General features: G+C 52.8%; 13 protein-coding genes. 9 read left to right on the forward strand and 4 right to left on the reverse strand.

Annotated features, from left to right (window positions below; translation table 11 throughout):
• The first annotated feature begins 9 nt into the window (after positions 1–9).
• From alsE to yjcO, 9 genes are all read left to right on the forward strand, one after another.
• The gene (gene alsE, locus FTE26_RS16345; protein WP_001297586.1) at positions 10–705 is read left to right on the forward strand and encodes a D-allulose-6-phosphate 3-epimerase; all 696 of its coding nucleotides are present in this window, start codon (positions 10–12) and stop codon (positions 703–705) included.
• Complete coding sequence (alsK, locus tag FTE26_RS16350; protein WP_001171663.1) at positions 689–1,618, forward strand: allose kinase; 930 nt, start codon at positions 689–691, stop codon at positions 1,616–1,618. The genes alsE and alsK overlap by 17 nt, the downstream gene beginning before the upstream one ends.
• A 272-nt stretch (positions 1,619–1,890) precedes the next feature.
• Entirely contained in the window at positions 1,891–3,876 is a 1,986-nt protein-coding gene (gene yjcS / locus FTE26_RS16355; RefSeq protein ID WP_001066015.1) for an alkyl sulfatase YjcS, read from the forward strand.
• 208 nt (positions 3,877–4,084) lie between these two features.
• Positions 4,085–4,360, forward strand: coding sequence for a YtcA family lipoprotein (locus FTE26_RS16360; RefSeq protein ID WP_001295389.1), 276 nt, complete (start codon positions 4,085–4,087; stop codon positions 4,358–4,360).
• 18 nt (positions 4,361–4,378) lie between these two features.
• A complete protein-coding gene (gene mdtN, locus FTE26_RS16365) occupies positions 4,379–5,410 on the forward strand; it encodes a multidrug efflux transporter periplasmic adaptor subunit MdtN (RefSeq protein ID WP_000446377.1) in 1,032 nt (343 codons plus the stop codon).
• A complete protein-coding gene (gene mdtO, locus FTE26_RS16370; protein WP_001275144.1) occupies positions 5,410–7,461 on the forward strand; it encodes a multidrug efflux transporter permease subunit MdtO in 2,052 nt (683 codons plus the stop codon). The genes mdtN and mdtO overlap by 1 nt, the downstream gene beginning before the upstream one ends.
• Positions 7,458–8,924 carry a multidrug efflux transporter outer membrane subunit MdtP gene (mdtP, locus tag FTE26_RS16375; protein WP_000610574.1) on the forward strand — a complete coding sequence of 489 codons (1,467 nt, stop codon included), beginning with the start codon at positions 7,458–7,460 and terminating at the stop codon, positions 8,922–8,924. Before mdtO ends, mdtP begins: the two co-directional genes overlap by 4 nt.
• A 197-nt stretch (positions 8,925–9,121) precedes the next feature.
• The gene (fdhF, locus tag FTE26_RS16380) at positions 9,122–11,269 is read left to right on the forward strand and encodes a formate dehydrogenase subunit alpha (RefSeq protein WP_001300547.1); all 2,148 of its coding nucleotides are present in this window, start codon (positions 9,122–9,124) and stop codon (positions 11,267–11,269) included.
• Positions 11,270–11,362: 93 nt separating this feature from the next.
• Positions 11,363–12,052, forward strand: coding sequence for a Sel1 family TPR-like repeat protein YjcO (gene yjcO, locus FTE26_RS16385; RefSeq protein ID WP_000719886.1), 690 nt, complete (start codon positions 11,363–11,365; stop codon positions 12,050–12,052).
• Positions 12,053–12,129: 77 nt separating this feature from the next.
• Here yjcO and gltP read toward each other — a convergent pair whose 3' ends face one another.
• The 4 genes from gltP to FTE26_RS16405 form a co-directional block, all read right to left on the reverse strand.
• Entirely contained in the window at positions 12,130–13,443 is a 1,314-nt protein-coding gene (gene gltP / locus FTE26_RS16390; protein ID WP_000789589.1) for a glutamate/aspartate:proton symporter GltP, read from the reverse strand.
• A 341-nt stretch (positions 13,444–13,784) separates the two neighbouring features.
• The gene (gene nrfG, locus FTE26_RS16395; RefSeq protein WP_000662608.1) at positions 13,785–14,381 is read right to left on the reverse strand and encodes a heme lyase NrfEFG subunit NrfG; all 597 of its coding nucleotides are present in this window, start codon (positions 14,379–14,381) and stop codon (positions 13,785–13,787) included.
• Positions 14,378–14,761 carry a heme lyase NrfEFG subunit NrfF gene (gene nrfF / locus FTE26_RS16400; RefSeq protein WP_001032546.1) on the reverse strand — a complete coding sequence of 128 codons (384 nt, stop codon included), beginning with the start codon at positions 14,759–14,761 and terminating at the stop codon, positions 14,378–14,380. The genes nrfG and nrfF overlap by 4 nt, the downstream gene beginning before the upstream one ends.
• On the reverse strand, positions 14,754–16,472 hold the full coding sequence (locus tag FTE26_RS16405) for a heme lyase CcmF/NrfE family subunit (RefSeq protein ID WP_071524619.1): 1,719 nt from the start codon (positions 16,470–16,472) through the stop codon (positions 14,754–14,756). The genes nrfF and FTE26_RS16405 overlap by 8 nt, the downstream gene beginning before the upstream one ends.
• Positions 16,473–16,483 lie beyond the last annotated feature (11 nt).

A 16,483-nucleotide genomic window follows, 5' to 3' on the forward strand; every position in this document is an offset into this window, starting at 1 on the left:
GAATTGAACATGAAAATCTCCCCCTCGTTAATGTGTATGGATCTGCTGAAATTTAAAGAACAGATCGAATTTATCGACAGCCATGCCGATTACTTTCACATCGATATCATGGATGGTCACTTTGTCCCCAATCTGACACTCTCACCGTTCTTCGTAAGTCAGGTTAAAAAACTGGCAACTAAACCGCTCGACTGTCATCTGATGGTGACGCGGCCGCAGGATTACATTGCTCAACTGGCGCGTGCGGGAGCTGATTTCATCACTTTGCATCCGGAAACTATCAACGGTCAGGCGTTCCGCCTGATTGATGAAATCCGCTGTCATGACATGAAAGTGGGGCTGATCCTTAACCCGGAGACACCAGTTGAGGCCATGAAATACTATATCCATAAGGCCGATAAAATTACGGTCATGACTGTCGATCCCGGCTTTGCCGGACAACCGTTCATTCCTGAAATGCTGGATAAACTTGCCGAACTGAAGGCATGGCGTGAACGAGAAGGTCTGGAGTACGAAATTGAGGTGGACGGTTCCTGCAACCAGGCAACTTACGAAAAACTTATGGCGGCAGGGGCGGATGTCTTTATCGTCGGCACTTCCGGCCTGTTTAATCATGCGGAAAATATCGACGAAGCATGGAGAATTATGACCACGCAGATTCTGGCTGCAAAAAGCGAGGTACAGCCTCATGCAAAAACAGCATAACGTCGTAGCGGGCGTGGATATGGGGGCAACGCATATCCGCTTTTGTCTGCAGACAGCAGAAGGTGAAACGCTACACTGCGAAAAAAAGCGGACCGCAGAAGTCATTGCTCCCGGCCTGGTGTCGGGTATCGGCGAAATGATTGACGAGCAACTCAGGCGCTTTAACGCTCGCTGTCATGGTCTGGTGATGGGATTTCCGGCGCTGGTCAGTAAAGATAAACGCACCATAATTTCTACGCCTAACCTGCCGTTAACAGCGGCGGATTTATATGATCTCGCCGATAAGCTCGAAAATACGCTGAATTGTCCGGTTGAGTTTTCCCGCGACGTTAACCTGCAACTCTCCTGGGACGTAGTAGAAAACCGCCTTACGCAACAACTGGTTCTGGCGGCCTATCTCGGTACGGGGATGGGGTTCGCAGTGTGGATGAACGGTGCGCCGTGGACGGGTGCACACGGTGTGGCAGGCGAACTGGGTCATATCCCCCTGGGAGATATGACCCAACACTGCGCGTGTGGCAATCCTGGGTGCCTGGAAACCAATTGCTCTGGAATGGCGCTAAGACGCTGGTACGAACAACAGCCCCGAAATTACCCATTGAGCGACCTTTTCGTCCATGCGGAAAACGCCCCTTTCGTCCAGAGTCTGCTTGAAAACGCGGCACGGGCCATTGCCACCAGCATTAATCTGTTCGATCCCGATGCGGTGATTCTGGGCGGTGGCGTGATGGATATGCCCGCCTTCCCACGCGAGACTCTCATTGCCATGACCCAAAAGTACCTGCGCCGTCCACTGCCGCATCAGGTCGTGCGCTTTATTGCCGCCTCATCTTCTGACTTTAATGGCGCTCAGGGTGCAGCAATATTGGCGCATCAACATTTTTTGCCACAGTCCTGTGCTAAAGCCCCATGAGTAAAGCGTTGGCACAGTAGCGCAATGTCCCGCTGTGCCAACGACAGGTACAATATATATAATAAACACATAAAACGGCTCATATTATTTTCTGCAATGATAGTTTTACTGTAATTTTTCCTCTTCAGCACAAATGCCTAATAAAATGGATCGTTCCGCTCACACTTCCACTTATTAAAGTCGCAAATTCCCAATTATGATAACCCCAGCTTTAAATGACGTATTTTGCATGGATTACATATTTACGACATAAATGATAAATGGAGATTTATATGAATAACTCTCGGTTATTCCGTTTGAGCAGGATTGTTATTGCGTTAACTGCCGCCAGCGGCATGATGGTAAATACCGCTAACGCGAAAGAGGAAGCGAAAGCCGCCACTCAATATACCCAACAGGTTAATCAGAATTACGCCAAATCATTACCGTTTAGCGATCGTCAGGATTTTGACGATGCCCAGCGTGGATTTATCGCCCCGCTGCTGGATGAAGGTATTCTGCGTGATGCGAACGGTAAAGTTTACTACCGCGCGGACGATTACAAATTTGATATTAATGCCGCAGCGCCGGAAACCGTAAACCCCAGCCTGTGGCGTCAGTCGCAAATCAACGGTATTTCTGGCCTGTTCAAAGTCACCGATAAAATGTATCAGGTGCGCGGCCAGGATATCTCTAACATTACGTTCGTTGAGGGCGAGAAAGGCATTATTGTTATTGACCCACTGGTGACGCCACCTGCCGCAAAAGCCGCACTTGACCTTTACTTCCAGCATCGTCCGCATAAACCGATTGTTGCCGTTATCTACACTCACAGCCACACTGACCACTATGGTGGCGTGAAAGGTATTATCTCTGAAGCAGATGTTAAATCCGGCAAAGTTCAGGTGATTGCCCCTGCAGGCTTTATGGACGAAGCCATCAGCGAAAACGTGCTGGCGGGTAACATCATGAGCCGCCGTGCGCTCTACTCTTACGGTCTGTTACTGCCGCACAACGCGCAAGGCAACGTGGGTAATGGCCTTGGCGTGACGCTGGCAACGGGCGACCCGAGCATTATTGCACCGACTAAAATTATCGTCAGAACTGGCGAGAAGATGATTATTGACGGCCTGGAGTTTGACTTCCTGATGACCCCAGGTAGCGAAGCGCCAGCCGAAATGCACTTCTATATTCCGGCCCTGAAAGCCCTGTGTACCGCCGAGAACGCCACGCATACCCTACACAACTTCTACACTCTGCGCGGCGCGAAAACCCGCGATACCAGCAAGTGGACCGAGTACCTGAACGAAACGCTGGATATGTGGGGTAACGACGCGGAAGTCCTGTTTATGCCGCACACCTGGCCGGTCTGGGGCAATAAGCATATCAATGATTATATTGGTAAATATCGCGATACTATCAAGTACATTCACGACCAGACCCTGCACCTGGCGAACCAGGGCTACACCATGAATGAAATCGGCGACATGATTAAGCTGCCGCCTGCACTTGCCAATAACTGGGCCAGCCGTGGCTATTACGGTTCTGTCAGCCACAACGCCCGCGCGGTGTATAACTTCTATCTTGGCTATTACGACGGTAACCCGGCTAACCTGCATCCGTATGGTCAGGTGGAGATGGGTAAACGTTACGTGCAGGCGCTGGGCGGTTCTGCCCGTGTCATCAACCTGGCGCAAGAAGCGAACAAGCAAGGTGATTACCGCTGGTCGGCAGAACTGCTGAAACAGGTGATTGCCGCCAACCCGGGTGACCAGGTCGCGAAGAATCTGCAAGCGAATAACTTTGAACAGCTGGGCTATCAGGCCGAGTCCGCCACATGGCGCGGTTTCTACCTGACCGGCGCGAAAGAGCTGCGCGAAGGGGTGCATAAGTTCAGCCACGGCACCACCGGTTCCCCGGACACCATTCGCGGGATGTCGGTCGAAATGCTGTTCGACTTTATGTCCGTTCGCCTCGATAGCGCGAAAGCCGCGGGTAAAAATATCAGCCTGAACTTCAATATGGGCAACGGCGATAACCTCAACCTGACGCTGAACGATAGTGTGCTTAACTACCGGAAAACGCTGCAACCGCAAGCCAACGCCTCTTTCTACATCAGCCATGAAGATCTGCACGCCGTGCTGACCGGGCAAGCCAAAATGGCGGATCTGGTAAAAGCGAAGAAAGCCAAAATTATTGGCAATGGCGCGAAACTGGAAGAAATTATCGCCTGTCTGGATAATTTCGATTTGTGGGTGAATATCGTAACCCCAAATTAATGTCACTCGCTTTTGGGGGCGCTGAAGCCCCCAAAAGCATTTATTTTAAAAATATATACAGCCAATTAATAAATAAAATATATAAGTTATGAATGCGGTGGCTGAATAAAGCTATTTTTATTCATCAAGAAAATAGCCATACTGACGCCTTCAATGGATGTTGATATTCACTACAGATATTGTTCGCAGCAGACAGGATGTATTTAATATGCCAACAGTTCTCTCTCGCATGGCGATGCAACTCAAAAAAACAGCCTGGATAATTCCCGTCTTCATGGTTTCGGGATGCTCATTATCTCCGGCAATCCCGGTGATCGGCGCTTATTATCCCAGCTGGTTTTTCTGCGCCATTGCCAGCCTTATTTTGACGCTCATCACGAGGCGAGTTATTCAGCGGGCAAATATCAATCTGGCATTTGTCGGAATTATTTATACCGCCCTTTTTGCTCTCTACGCCATGCTGTTCTGGCTGGCATTTTTCTAATCTATTTGAGACGCGCTCATGGAAAGTACGCCGAAAAAAGCTCCTCGCAGTAAATTCCCTGCTCTGTTAGTGGTTGCGTTGGCGCTGGTTGCCCTTGTTTTCGTTATCTGGCGCGTAGACAGTGCGCCATCAACTAATGACGCTTACGCGTCAGCAGATACCATTGATGTGGTGCCGGAAGTCAGCGGTCGCATTGTAGAACTGGCGGTCACCGACAACCAGGCAGTCAAACAGGGCGATTTGCTGTTCCGCATTGACCCGCGCCCGTACGAAGCCAATCTGGCGAAAGCTGAAGCCTCCCTCGCGGCGCTGGATAAGCAAATTATGCTCACCCAGCGTAGCGTTGACGCGCAACAGTTTGGTGCCGACTCGGTTAACGCCACGGTAGAAAAAGCCCGTGCCGCCGCGAAACAGGCCACAGATACATTACGCCGCACCGAGCCATTACTGAAAGAGGGTTTTGTCTCAGCGGAAGACGTTGACCGTGCAAGAACTGCGCAGCGCGCCGCAGAAGCCGATCTTAATGCCGTATTGTTACAGGCGCAGTCAGCCGCCAGCGCCGTCAGCGGCGTCGATGCGCTGGTGGCGCAACGTGCGGCGGTCGAAGCGGATATTGCCCTGACCAAACTTCATCTGGAAATGGCGACCGTTCGCGCGCCGTTTGATGGCCGGGTCATTTCCCTCAAAACCTCCGTCGGGCAATTTGCTTCTGCCATGCGCCCTATTTTTACCCTAATCGACACTCGTCACTGGTACGTGATCGCCAACTTCCGCGAAACCGATCTGAAAAATATTCGCTCAGGTACACCCGCAACGATTCACCTGATGAGTGACAGCGGCAAAACCTTCGAGGGTAAAGTGGATTCGATTGGCTACGGCGTGCTACCGGATGACGGCGGCCTGGTGCTGGGCGGCCTGCCGAAAGTTTCTCGCTCTATTAACTGGGTCCGCGTTGCCCAGCGTTTTCCGGTCAAAATCATGGTCGATAAACCTGACCCGGAAATGTTCCGCATCGGCGCTTCGGCAGTCGCTAATCTTGAGCCGCAATAATGAGCGCGCTCAACTCCCTGCCATTACCGGTGGTCAGGCTGCTGGCGTTCTTTCATGAAGAGTTAAGCGAGCGGCGACCCGGCCGCGTGCCGCAGATCGTGCAACTCTGGGTAGGCTGCCTGCTGGTGATTCTGATCTCGATGACTTTTGAGATCCCTTTTGTGGCGTTATCGCTGGCAGTGCTGTTTTACGGTATTCAGTCGAACGCGTTTTACACCAAATTTGTCGCGATCTTGTTTGTGGTTGCCACGGTGCTGGAGATCGGCAGCCTGTTTTTGATCTACAAATGGTCATACGGCGAACCGTTGATCCGATTGATCATCGCCGGGCCGATCCTGATGGGCTGTATGTTTTTGATGCGCACCCATCGGCTGGGACTGGTCTTTTTCGCTGTCGCCATTGTCGCCATTTACGGGCAAACCTTCCCCGCCATGCTCGACTATCCGGAAGTGGTCGTGCGCTTAACGCTGTGGTGTATCGTTGTTGGCCTCTATCCAACCTTGCTGATGACGTTAATCGGCGTGCTGTGGTTTCCCAGTCGTGCCATTACGCAAATGCATCAAGCGCTTAATGATCGGCTTGATGATGCCATTAGTCACCTGACGGACAGCCTCGCACCGCTACCCGAAACGCGGATTGAAAGAGAGGCGCTGGCGCTGCAAAAACTGAATGTCTTTTGTCTCGCGGACGATGCCAACTGGCGAACTCAAAGCGCATGGTGGCAAAGCTGCGTGGCAACGGTAACCTACATTTACTCGACGCTGAATCGCTACGATCCCACCTCTTTTGCTGATTCTCAGGCAATTATTGAATTTCGGCAAAAATTAGCCTCAGAAATCAATAAGCTGCAGCATGCCGTTGCTGAAGGTCAGTGCTGGCAAAGCGACTGGCGGATCACTGAAAGTGAAGCGATGGCGGCACGGGAATGTAACCTGGAGAATATCTGCCAGACGTTGTTACAACTGGGCCAGATGGACCCGAATACGCCGCCAACGCCCGCCGCCAAACCGCCATCAATGGTCGCCGATGCTTTTACCAATCCAGACTATATGCGCTACGCGGTAAAAACACTGCTCGCCTGTTTGATCTGTTACACCTTCTACAGCGGCGTGGACTGGGAAGGCATTCACACCTGTATGCTGACATGCGTGATCGTCGCTAACCCAAATGTCGGTTCGTCGTACCAGAAGATGGTGCTGCGTTTTGGCGGGGCCTTTTGCGGCGCGATTCTGGCGCTGTTATTCACGCTACTGGTCATGCCCTGGCTGGACAATATTGTCGAATTGCTGTTTGTGCTGGCACCGATTTTCCTGTTGGGCGCATGGATTGCCACCAGCTCTGAACGCTCTTCTTATATCGGCACACAGATGGTGGTCACCTTCGCGCTCGCCACGCTCGAAAACGTTTTTGGCCCGGTGTACGACCTGGTGGAAATTCGCGATCGCGCCATGGGTATCATCATTGGTACCGTGGTGTCCGCGGTGATTTACACCTTTGTCTGGCCTGAAAGTGAAGCGCGCACACTGCCGCAAAAACTGGCTGGCACGCTGGGTATGTTAAGTAAAGTAATGCGGATCCCACGCCAGCAGGAAGTCACGGCTCTGCGCACTTATCTGCAAATTCGTATCGGTCTGCATGCGGCGTTTAATGCCTGTGAAGAGATGTGCCAACGCGTGGCGCTGGAGCGTCAACTGGACAGCGAAGAACGCGCCTTACTGATTGAACGTTCGCAAACGGTTATTCGTCAGGGCCGCGATATTCTTCACGCCTGGGATGCCACCTGGAACTCGGCGCAGGCGCTGGATAACGCACTACAGCCGGACAGAGCAGCTCAGTTTGCCGACGCCCTGGAGAAATACGCTGCCGGTCTGGCAACCGCACTCAGCCGTTCTCCTCAAATAACGCTTGAAGAGACACCCGCCTCGCAGGCCATCCTGCCCACCTTATTAAAACAGGAGCAACACGTCTGCCAGCTTTTCGCCCGCTTGCCAGACTGGACAGCCCCGGCATTAACGCCCGCCACGGAACAGGCACAAGGAGCCACGCAATGATCAATCGTCAACTTTCACGTCTGCTGTTGTGCAGCATTCTCGGCAGCACGACGCTGATTTCCGGCTGTGCCCTGGTACGTAAGGATTCTGCACCTCATCAACAGCTCAAACCGGAACAAATCAAACTGGCCGACGATATTCATCTTGCCAGCTCCGGCTGGCCGCAGGCGCAGTGGTGGAAACAACTCAATGACCCGCAGCTGGATGCGCTGATCCAACGGACGCTAAGTGGTTCACACACCCTCGCCGAAGCGAAACTGCGGGAAGAAAAAGCGCAGTCCCAGGCCGATTTGTTAGATGCCGGTTCACAATTACAGGTCGCAGCGTTAGGGATGCTCAACCGCCAACGCGTCTCGGCGAACGGCTTTTTAAGCCCTTATGCGATGGATGCGCCCGCACTAGGTATGGACGGGCCGTACTATACGGAAGCCACAGTAGGTTTGTTTGCCGGACTGGATCTTGATTTGTGGGGTGTGCATCGCTCAGCGGTTGCCGCCGCCATTGGCGCGCATAATGCCGCGCTGGCAGAAACCGCAGCAGTAGAGCTATCGCTGACCACGGGCGTAGCGCAGCTTTATTACAGTATGCAGGCCAGCTATCAGATGCTCGATCTGTTAGAACAAACTCGCGATGTGATTGATTACGCGGTGAAAGCGCACCAGAGTAAAGTGGCGCACGGTCTGGAAGCACAAGTGCCTTTCCACGGCGCGCGGGCACAGATTCTGGCGGTCGATAAACAAATTGCTGCCGTCAAAGGGCAAATCACCGAAACGCGAGAATCTCTGCGTGCATTGATTGGCGCGGGGGCCAGCGATATGCCGGAGATCAAACCGGTGGCATTACCACGAGTCCAGACCGGCATTCCGGCGACACTCTCTTATGAGTTGCTCGCCAGACGCCCGGATCTGCAAGCCATGCGCTGGTATGTTCAGGCGTCATTAGATCAGGTGGATTCCGCGCGGGCGCTGTTCTACCCGAGCTTTGATATCAAAGCGTTTTTCGGCCTTGATGCCATCCACCTGGATACCTTATTCAAAAAAACCAGTCGCCAGTTCAACTTCATCCCGGGTCTGAAATTGCCGCTGTTTGACGGTGGACGGTTGAATGCCAATCTCGAAGGCACGCGCGCCGCCAGCAACATGATGATTGAACGTTACAACCAGTCAGTACTGAACGCGGTGCGTGACGTTGCCGTCAACGGCACGCGTCTGCAAACGCTCAACGACGAGCGAGAAATGCAGGCTGAACGCGTGGAAGCAACGCGCTTCACCCAGCGCGCTGCCGAGGCCGCCTATCAGCGCGGCTTAACCAGCCGCTTACAGGCCACTGAAGCCCGGTTGCCAGTACTTGCCGAAGAGATGTCATTACTGATGCTGGACAGCCGCCGGGTGATCCAAAGCATTCAGTTGATGAAATCGCTGGGCGGCGGGTATCAGGCGGCTCCCGTCGTCGAGAAAAAATAAAATGTCTGCCGCGTGATGGCTGTCACGCGGTATTTCGTTTCGTCACGTCAAAACTGACGACAGCCTGTTTTTCGTCAGAGTTTTGAATAAATAGTGCCCGTAATATCAGGGAATGACCCCAAATAAAATGTGGCATAAAAGATGCATACTGTAGTCGAGAGCGCGTATGCGTGATTTGATTAACTGGAGCGAGACCGATGAAAAAAGTCGTCACGGTTTGCCCCTATTGCGCATCAGGTTGCAAAATCAACCTGGTCGTCGATAACGGCAAAATCGTCCGGGCGGAGGCAGCGCAGGGGAAAACCAACCAGGGTACCCTGTGTCTGAAGGGTTATTATGGCTGGGATTTCATTAACGATACCCAGATCCTGACCCCGCGCCTGAAAACCCCCATGATCCGTCGCCAGCGTGGCGGCAAACTCGAACCTGTTTCCTGGGATGAGGCACTGAATTACGTTGCCGAGCGCCTGAGCGCCATCAAAGAGAAGTACGGTCCGGATGCCATCCAGACGACCGGCTCCTCGCGTGGTACGGGTAACGAAACCAACTATGTAATGCAAAAATTTGCGCGCGCCGTTATTGGTACCAATAACGTTGACTGCTGCGCTCGTGTCTGACACGGCCCATCGGTTGCAGGTCTGCACCAATCGGTCGGTAATGGCGCAATGAGCAATGCTATTAACGAAATTGATAATACCGATTTAGTGTTCGTTTTCGGGTACAACCCGGCGGATTCCCACCCAATCGTGGCGAATCACGTAATTAACGCTAAACGTAACGGGGCGAAAATTATCGTCTGCGATCCGCGCAAAATTGAAACCGCGCGCATTGCTGACATGCACATTGCACTGAAAAACGGCTCGAACATCGCGCTGTTGAATGCGATGGGCCATGTCATTATTGAAGAAAATCTGTACGACAAAGCGTTCGTCGCTTCCCGTACAGAAGGCTTTGAAGAGTATCGTAAAATCGTTGAAGGCTACACGCCGGAGTCGGTTGAAGATATCACCGGCGTCAGCGCCAGTGAGATTCGTCAGGCGGCACGGATGTATGCCCAGGCGAAAAGCGCCGCCATCCTGTGGGGCATGGGTGTAACCCAGTTCTACCAGGGCGTGGAAACCGTGCGTTCTCTGACCAGCCTCGCGATGCTGACCGGTAACCTCGGTAAGCCGCATGCGGGTGTAAACCCGGTTCGTGGTCAGAACAACGTGCAGGGTGCCTGCGATATGGGCGCGCTGCCGGATACGTATCCGGGATACCAGTACGTGAAAGATCCGGCTAACCGCGAGAAATTCGCCAAAGCCTGGGGCGTGGAAAGCCTGCCTGCTCATACCGGTTATCGCATCAGCGAGCTGCCGCACCGCGCAGCGCATGGCGAAGTGCGTGCCGCGTACATTATGGGCGAAGATCCGCTGCAAACTGACGCGGAGCTGTCGGCAGTACGTAAAGCCTTTGAAGATCTGGAACTGGTTATCGTTCAGGACATCTTTATGACCAAAACCGCGTCGGCGGCGGATGTCATTTTGCCGTCAACGTCGTGGGGCGAGCATGAAGGCGTGTTTACTGCGGCTGACCGTGGCTTCCAGCGTTTCTTCAAAGCAGTTGAACCGAAATGGGATCTGAAAACGGACTGGCAAATCATCAGTGAAATCGCCACCCGTATGGGTTATCCGATGCACTACAACAACACCCAGGAGATCTGGGATGAGTTGCGTCATCTGTGCCCGGATTTCTACGGTGCGACTTACGAGAAAATGGGCGAACTGGGCTTCATTCAGTGGCCTTGCCGCGATACTTCAGATGCCGATCAGGGGACTTCTTATCTGTTTAAAGAGAAGTTTGATACCCCGAACGGTCTGGCGCAGTTCTTCACCTGCGACTGGGTAGCGCCAATCGACAAACTCACCGACGAGTACCCGATGGTACTGTCAACGGTGCGTGAAGTTGGTCACTACTCTTGCCGTTCGATGACCGGTAACTGTGCGGCACTGGCGGCGCTGGCTGATGAACCTGGCTACGCACAAATCAATACCGAAGACGCCAAACGTCTGGGTATTGAAGATGAGGCATTGGTTTGGGTGCACTCGCGTAAAGGCAAAATTATCACCCGTGCGCAGGTCAGCGATCGTCCGAACAAAGGGGCGATTTACATGACCTACCAGTGGTGGATTGGTGCCTGTAACGAGCTGGTTACCGAAAACTTAAGCCCGATTACGAAAACGCCGGAATACAAATACTGCGCCGTGCGCGTCGAGCCGATCGCCGATCAGCGCGCCGCCGAGCAGTACGTGATTGACGAGTACAACAAGTTGAAAACTCGCCTGCGCGAAGCGGCACTGGCGTAATACAGTCCTTTCTACAGCCTCCTTTCGGAGGCTGTTTTTTTATCCATTCGAACTCTTTATACTGGTTACTCCCTACCCAATCGTATTATCAAAATGAAAAAAATTATCGCATTGATGTTGTTTTTGACATTCTTTGCCCACGCGAACGACTCCGAGCCTGGCAGCCAGTATTTAAAGGCAGCAGAGGCCGGGGACCGACGCGCACAATATTTTCTTGCCGACAGCTGGTTTAGCTCCGGCGATTTGAGCAAAGCCGAATATTGGGCACAGAAAGCCGCCGACAGCGGTGATGCTGATGCCTGCGCGCTGCTGGCGCAGATCAAAATCACCAATCCGGTCAGTCTGGACTATCCACAAGCAAAAGTTCTTGCAGAGAAAGCGGCGCAAGCGGGCAGTAAAGAAGGTGAAGTAACGCTGGCGCATATTCTGGTAAATACTCAAGCGGGTAAACCGGATTATCCAAAGGCGATTTCGCTGTTAGAAAACGCCTCGGAAGATCTGGAGAATGACTCCGCCGTCGATGCCCAAATGCTGCTTGGTTTGATTTACGCCAACGGCGTGGGCATTAAGGCCGACGATGACAAGGCAACCTGGTATTTCAAACGCAGCTCTGCAATTTCCCGAACCGGTTATTCCGAGTACTGGGCGGGAATGATGTTCTTAAACGGTGAGGAAGGTTTTATCGAGAAGAACAAACAAAAGGCGCTGCACTGGTTGAACCTGAGCTGTATGGAAGGGTTTGATACCGGGTGTGAAGAGTTTGAAAAATTAACCAACGGTTAAGGTAGGCCTGATAAGACGCACCAGCGTCGCATCAGGCATCCACACATTGCCGGGTGGATAACCCCGGCAATCTTCAATTATTGATCCGCAGTTTTATCAAATTTGCCCAGCACTTCACGCTCATAAGCCAGCGCCTTTTTGCGGTCAAATTTGTGTTCCCACTTGGCAATCACCAGCACCGCCAGCGCATTACCCACCACGTTCAGCGCAGTACGCGCCATGTCGAGGATACGGTCAACACCAGCAATAAACGCCAGACCTTCCAGCGGAATACCTACGCTACCCAGCGTTGCCAGCAGCACCACAAACGACACGCCCGGCACGCCAGCAATCCCTTTCGAGGTCACCATCAGCGTCAGCACCAGAATGATTTCCTGCCAGATGGACAGGTCAATGCCATACAGCTGAGCGATGAAAATAGCGGCAATACTTTGATACAGCGTCGAACCATCAAGGTTAAAAGAGTAACCGGTCGGCACCACGAAGCTGGTGATCGACGCCGGTGCTCCGTAGGCTTCCATCTTCTCAATAATTCGCGGCAGTACGCTTTCAGAGCTGGCAGTGGAGTACGCCAGAATCAGCTCATCTTTCAGAATACGAATCAGGATCCAGACGCTTAACCCGCACAGGCGCGCCACAATTCCCAGCACTACCAGCGCGAAGAACAGAATGGCGAAATGCACCAGCAGCACCAGTTTCGCCAGTGGCCACAGAGAAGAGAAACCAAAGTTAGCCACCGTCACCGCAATCAGCGCAAACACACCCACCGGTGCATAACGCATCACCATGTGAGTCACTTTAAACATGGTTTCAGAGATGGAGCGGAACACGGTCACCAGCGGTTCACGATGCGTCGCGGGCAGGGAGGAAAGCCCCAGACCAAACAGCACCGAGAAGAAGATGATCGGCAGCATTTCGCCTTTCGCCATCGACGCCACAATGTTCGTCGGCACCAGCGACAAAATCGTGCCCATAATGCCGTGGGAACTGCTTTGTACCGCTTCCGTAGTGCTCTGATATTTCGAGATATCGACGGTCGCCAGCTGCGACATATCCACCCCGGCACCGGGCTGGAAGACGTTCGCCAGAGTGATCCCCAAAATGATGGCGACGGTGGTGATCACCTCGAAGTAAATAATGGTTTTCGCGCCAATACGCCCGAGCTGTTTGGCATCACCAACACCCGCGATACCCACCACCAGCGTGGAGATCACAATCGGCACAACAATCATTTTAATCAGATGGATGAAGATATCACCCGCCGGAGAGAGTAAATTGACGACCAGCCAGTCGCGGCTGTCGCTATGGTAGTGCAGGTAGCTTCCCAGGAGAATGCCCAGCACCATAGCAAACAGAATCTGCCAGGCCAGGCTGAATTTTATATTTTTCATCAGAATAACTTCCTCAATGGAGCGCCGTTCCCCGTTCAGAAACGCGAGAACGTGACATACTGCCAGGGCATGAATTGTGTTGTGTTGGTTTGTAGATTTTTTTAACGCTTATGATCAGTATCATTTGCGCGGTATGTTGCGCAACCCTTTAACAACAGAGCTTTTCGCTGCATTAATGCATAATAACGCGAGTTTATGGCAGGATTAATGAATAACCATTTGTTATGGAAAGATTTTTATTTGTTTAATCTGCAATAATACTGATTAGTGATTATTTTTGGCATATGTTCATTCGATTATTTTTTATACAACTCAATAACATAATCTTCATCACCAGATGATTAATCTGATCTCCGCTGCAACAATTTCGCCATATTAATCGACTCGACCAGCTGTGTCCGGTTGATCCGGGGTGAGTTGAGATCCATCACTTTTTGCCATAGTTCGATGGCTTGCGCGTAATTCGCCTGCATAAACGCATCGGAAGCCAGCAGCATCAGAGCGGTGATTTCGTTAGAGTCCAGCGCGAGGGCTTTGTCGATCATTGCGCGAGTCTGGGCGGTCATATGCTGGCTGGCCTGGTAATAAAGCACCGTCGCCAGCGCCGCATACAGTTCAGCGTTCTCACCACGTAGTTGCAACGCCTGACGGTACGCCAGCAGCGAATTGCTGTAATCGTTTTGCCACAGATAGTACTCGCCCAGTAACGCCCATTGTTCGCTGTTTTGTGGATTAGCGCGGATTTTATCCTGCAATGCCTGAAGCTGCGCTTCCGGGGTTTGCTGGCTGGCAAACTGATGTAGCGGATCGCGCTGACGCTGATATTCCGCATGTACCGCCTGCCATTTTGGACTTAACAGATAACTGCCGACACAGAGAAATACCATCAAAATCGTGAGTGTTGTCAGCATTTTCACCGGTATTTTGGGCTCTTTCATCGCTTCGCCCTCACTCGCCAGAGGATCAGTGCCATCAGCAGTAACAACACCACTGGCAGCGCCCACAACACCAGCGTCTGACCCGTTAACGGTGGGTTATAGCGAACAAAATCTCCGTAGCGTTCGGTCATCCAGCCAATGATTTCGACTTCGTTCTTCCCCTCCGCCACCATGCTGTAAACCTGATGGCGCATACTGACTGCCACCGGCGCGTTGGATTCCAGTAAGTTTTGATTCTGGCACTGCGGACAACGTAACTGGCTGGCAATATTTAACGCCTGTTGCTGTTGTTGCGGATTGGCGAATTGCCAGGTGTCTACGACCTGAGCGCGCGCAAAACAGGTAAATAACAGCAGTAGCGTGAGAAGTCCTTTATTCATCGCGCTTCCTCCCCCGCCATCCGCTTAACAATGCGCCCGCAATCATCAACAATCCTCCCCCCCAGATCCAGCGCACACCGCTTTGTACATACAAGCGAAAAGCGTAACGATCCGCTCCGGTTTTTTCACCCATGACCGCATACCAGTCATGGATGCCGTTCCAGCGAATTGACGGTTCCATCATTTGCTGACGACGTGCTTCGTAAAAACGCCGCTCCGGCATCAGTTCACCAATGCGTTGCTGATGGTCAAACAGTGCCACTATCGCTTTTTCGCTGGTGTAATTGCCTTTGGCTTGCAGATCGAGGCGCTCAAAACGGAAGGTGTATCCTGCCAGCGTCACCTGCTGACCCGGCTGTAAATTCAGGCTGATCTCCTGACGGCTGACGCTGGAAACCACGATCCCAGCGGCAAATAACAGCACGCCCGCATGAGCTACCAGCGCCGGAAGCTGCACGCGTTTGCCAGAGACAAACGTCGCCAGCACAATCACCACCAGCATCAACAGGCCAAACGGTAACGTCGCGCGGTTAAAATACGGCGCGCCAACGGAGAGGCGTCCCCAGCCCAGCAGACCGTAAATCATCGGATAAAGCGTTCCCACCAGCACGATCAGTAGCACTGCGCAAAACAGCAACAGCGTAGCGAGGATTAACATTTCCCGCGATAACCCCGAAAAACGCACCACCGGGCCACCGTCCCGCGCTCGCCAGCCATACAGAGCCAGAGACGCAAGGCTAATCAGTGCAAACAGGCTGAACAACGGCACGGCGCGGACGTTATCCAGTGCGAACGCATGAACCGAAACCAGAATGCCAGAACGGACAATTAAGGTACCCAGTAGCGACAGCATCAGAGTTACTATCGCCAGCAACAGCGACCAGTGGCGGAAAATCTCCCGCTGGCGTGTCAGGGACAAACTGTGCAGCAGCGCAGTGGCAGAAAGCCAGGGTAATAAAGAGGCGTTTTCCACCGGATCCCAGAACCACCAGCCGCCCCAGCCCAGTTCGCAATAGGCCCACCAGGAACCGAGGATGATCCCCGCCGTTAATGCGCTCCAGCCAGGTAGTGCCCAGCGCCAACAAATTCTGGCGCAGGCACCATCAAACTCGCCGCGCAGTAAACTCGCCAGCGCCACGCTCGCCGCCACCATCAAACCGCCATAGCCAAGGTAAAGCAGCGGTGGATGAAAGATAAGACCGGGATGTTGCAGCATCGGATTGAGATCGCGGCCTTCGATTGCTGGTGGAAATATCCGCACGAAGGGATCGGACCACAGCACCACAAACAGTAGCAGTGCGGCGAGCATGAGAGATAAAACGGCTAACGTCAGCGGAAATAGCGGATCGGTTTGCTGCCGATAATGCCAGGCAAACAGCGCGCTCCAGGCGGAAAGCAGCAGCACCCAAAGCAGCAGCGAACCTTCATGGCCGCCCCACACCGCTGCCAGCTTGAGTTCCCACGACAGCAGGCTATAGCTATGTTGCGCGACATAAATGACCGAGAAATCGCTGATGAGAAAACAATACGTCAGTACGCCAAAGGCGAGCAGCAGGAGCGCGAACTGCGCCAGAATGCCGATGCAAGTGAGTCGCATCATGGCAGGCCAGCGCAACCGCACTCCCGCAAAGGCCGTCAACGGGGTCAACACGTTGACCCCGAGACTTAACAACAACGCCAGAAAACCGACTTCAGGAAGGAATACGTCCAGAAACCACCTCT

This window comes from Escherichia sp. S10b (assembly GCF_028421345.1).
GTDB lineage: Bacteria > Pseudomonadota > Gammaproteobacteria > Enterobacterales > Enterobacteriaceae > ECMA0423.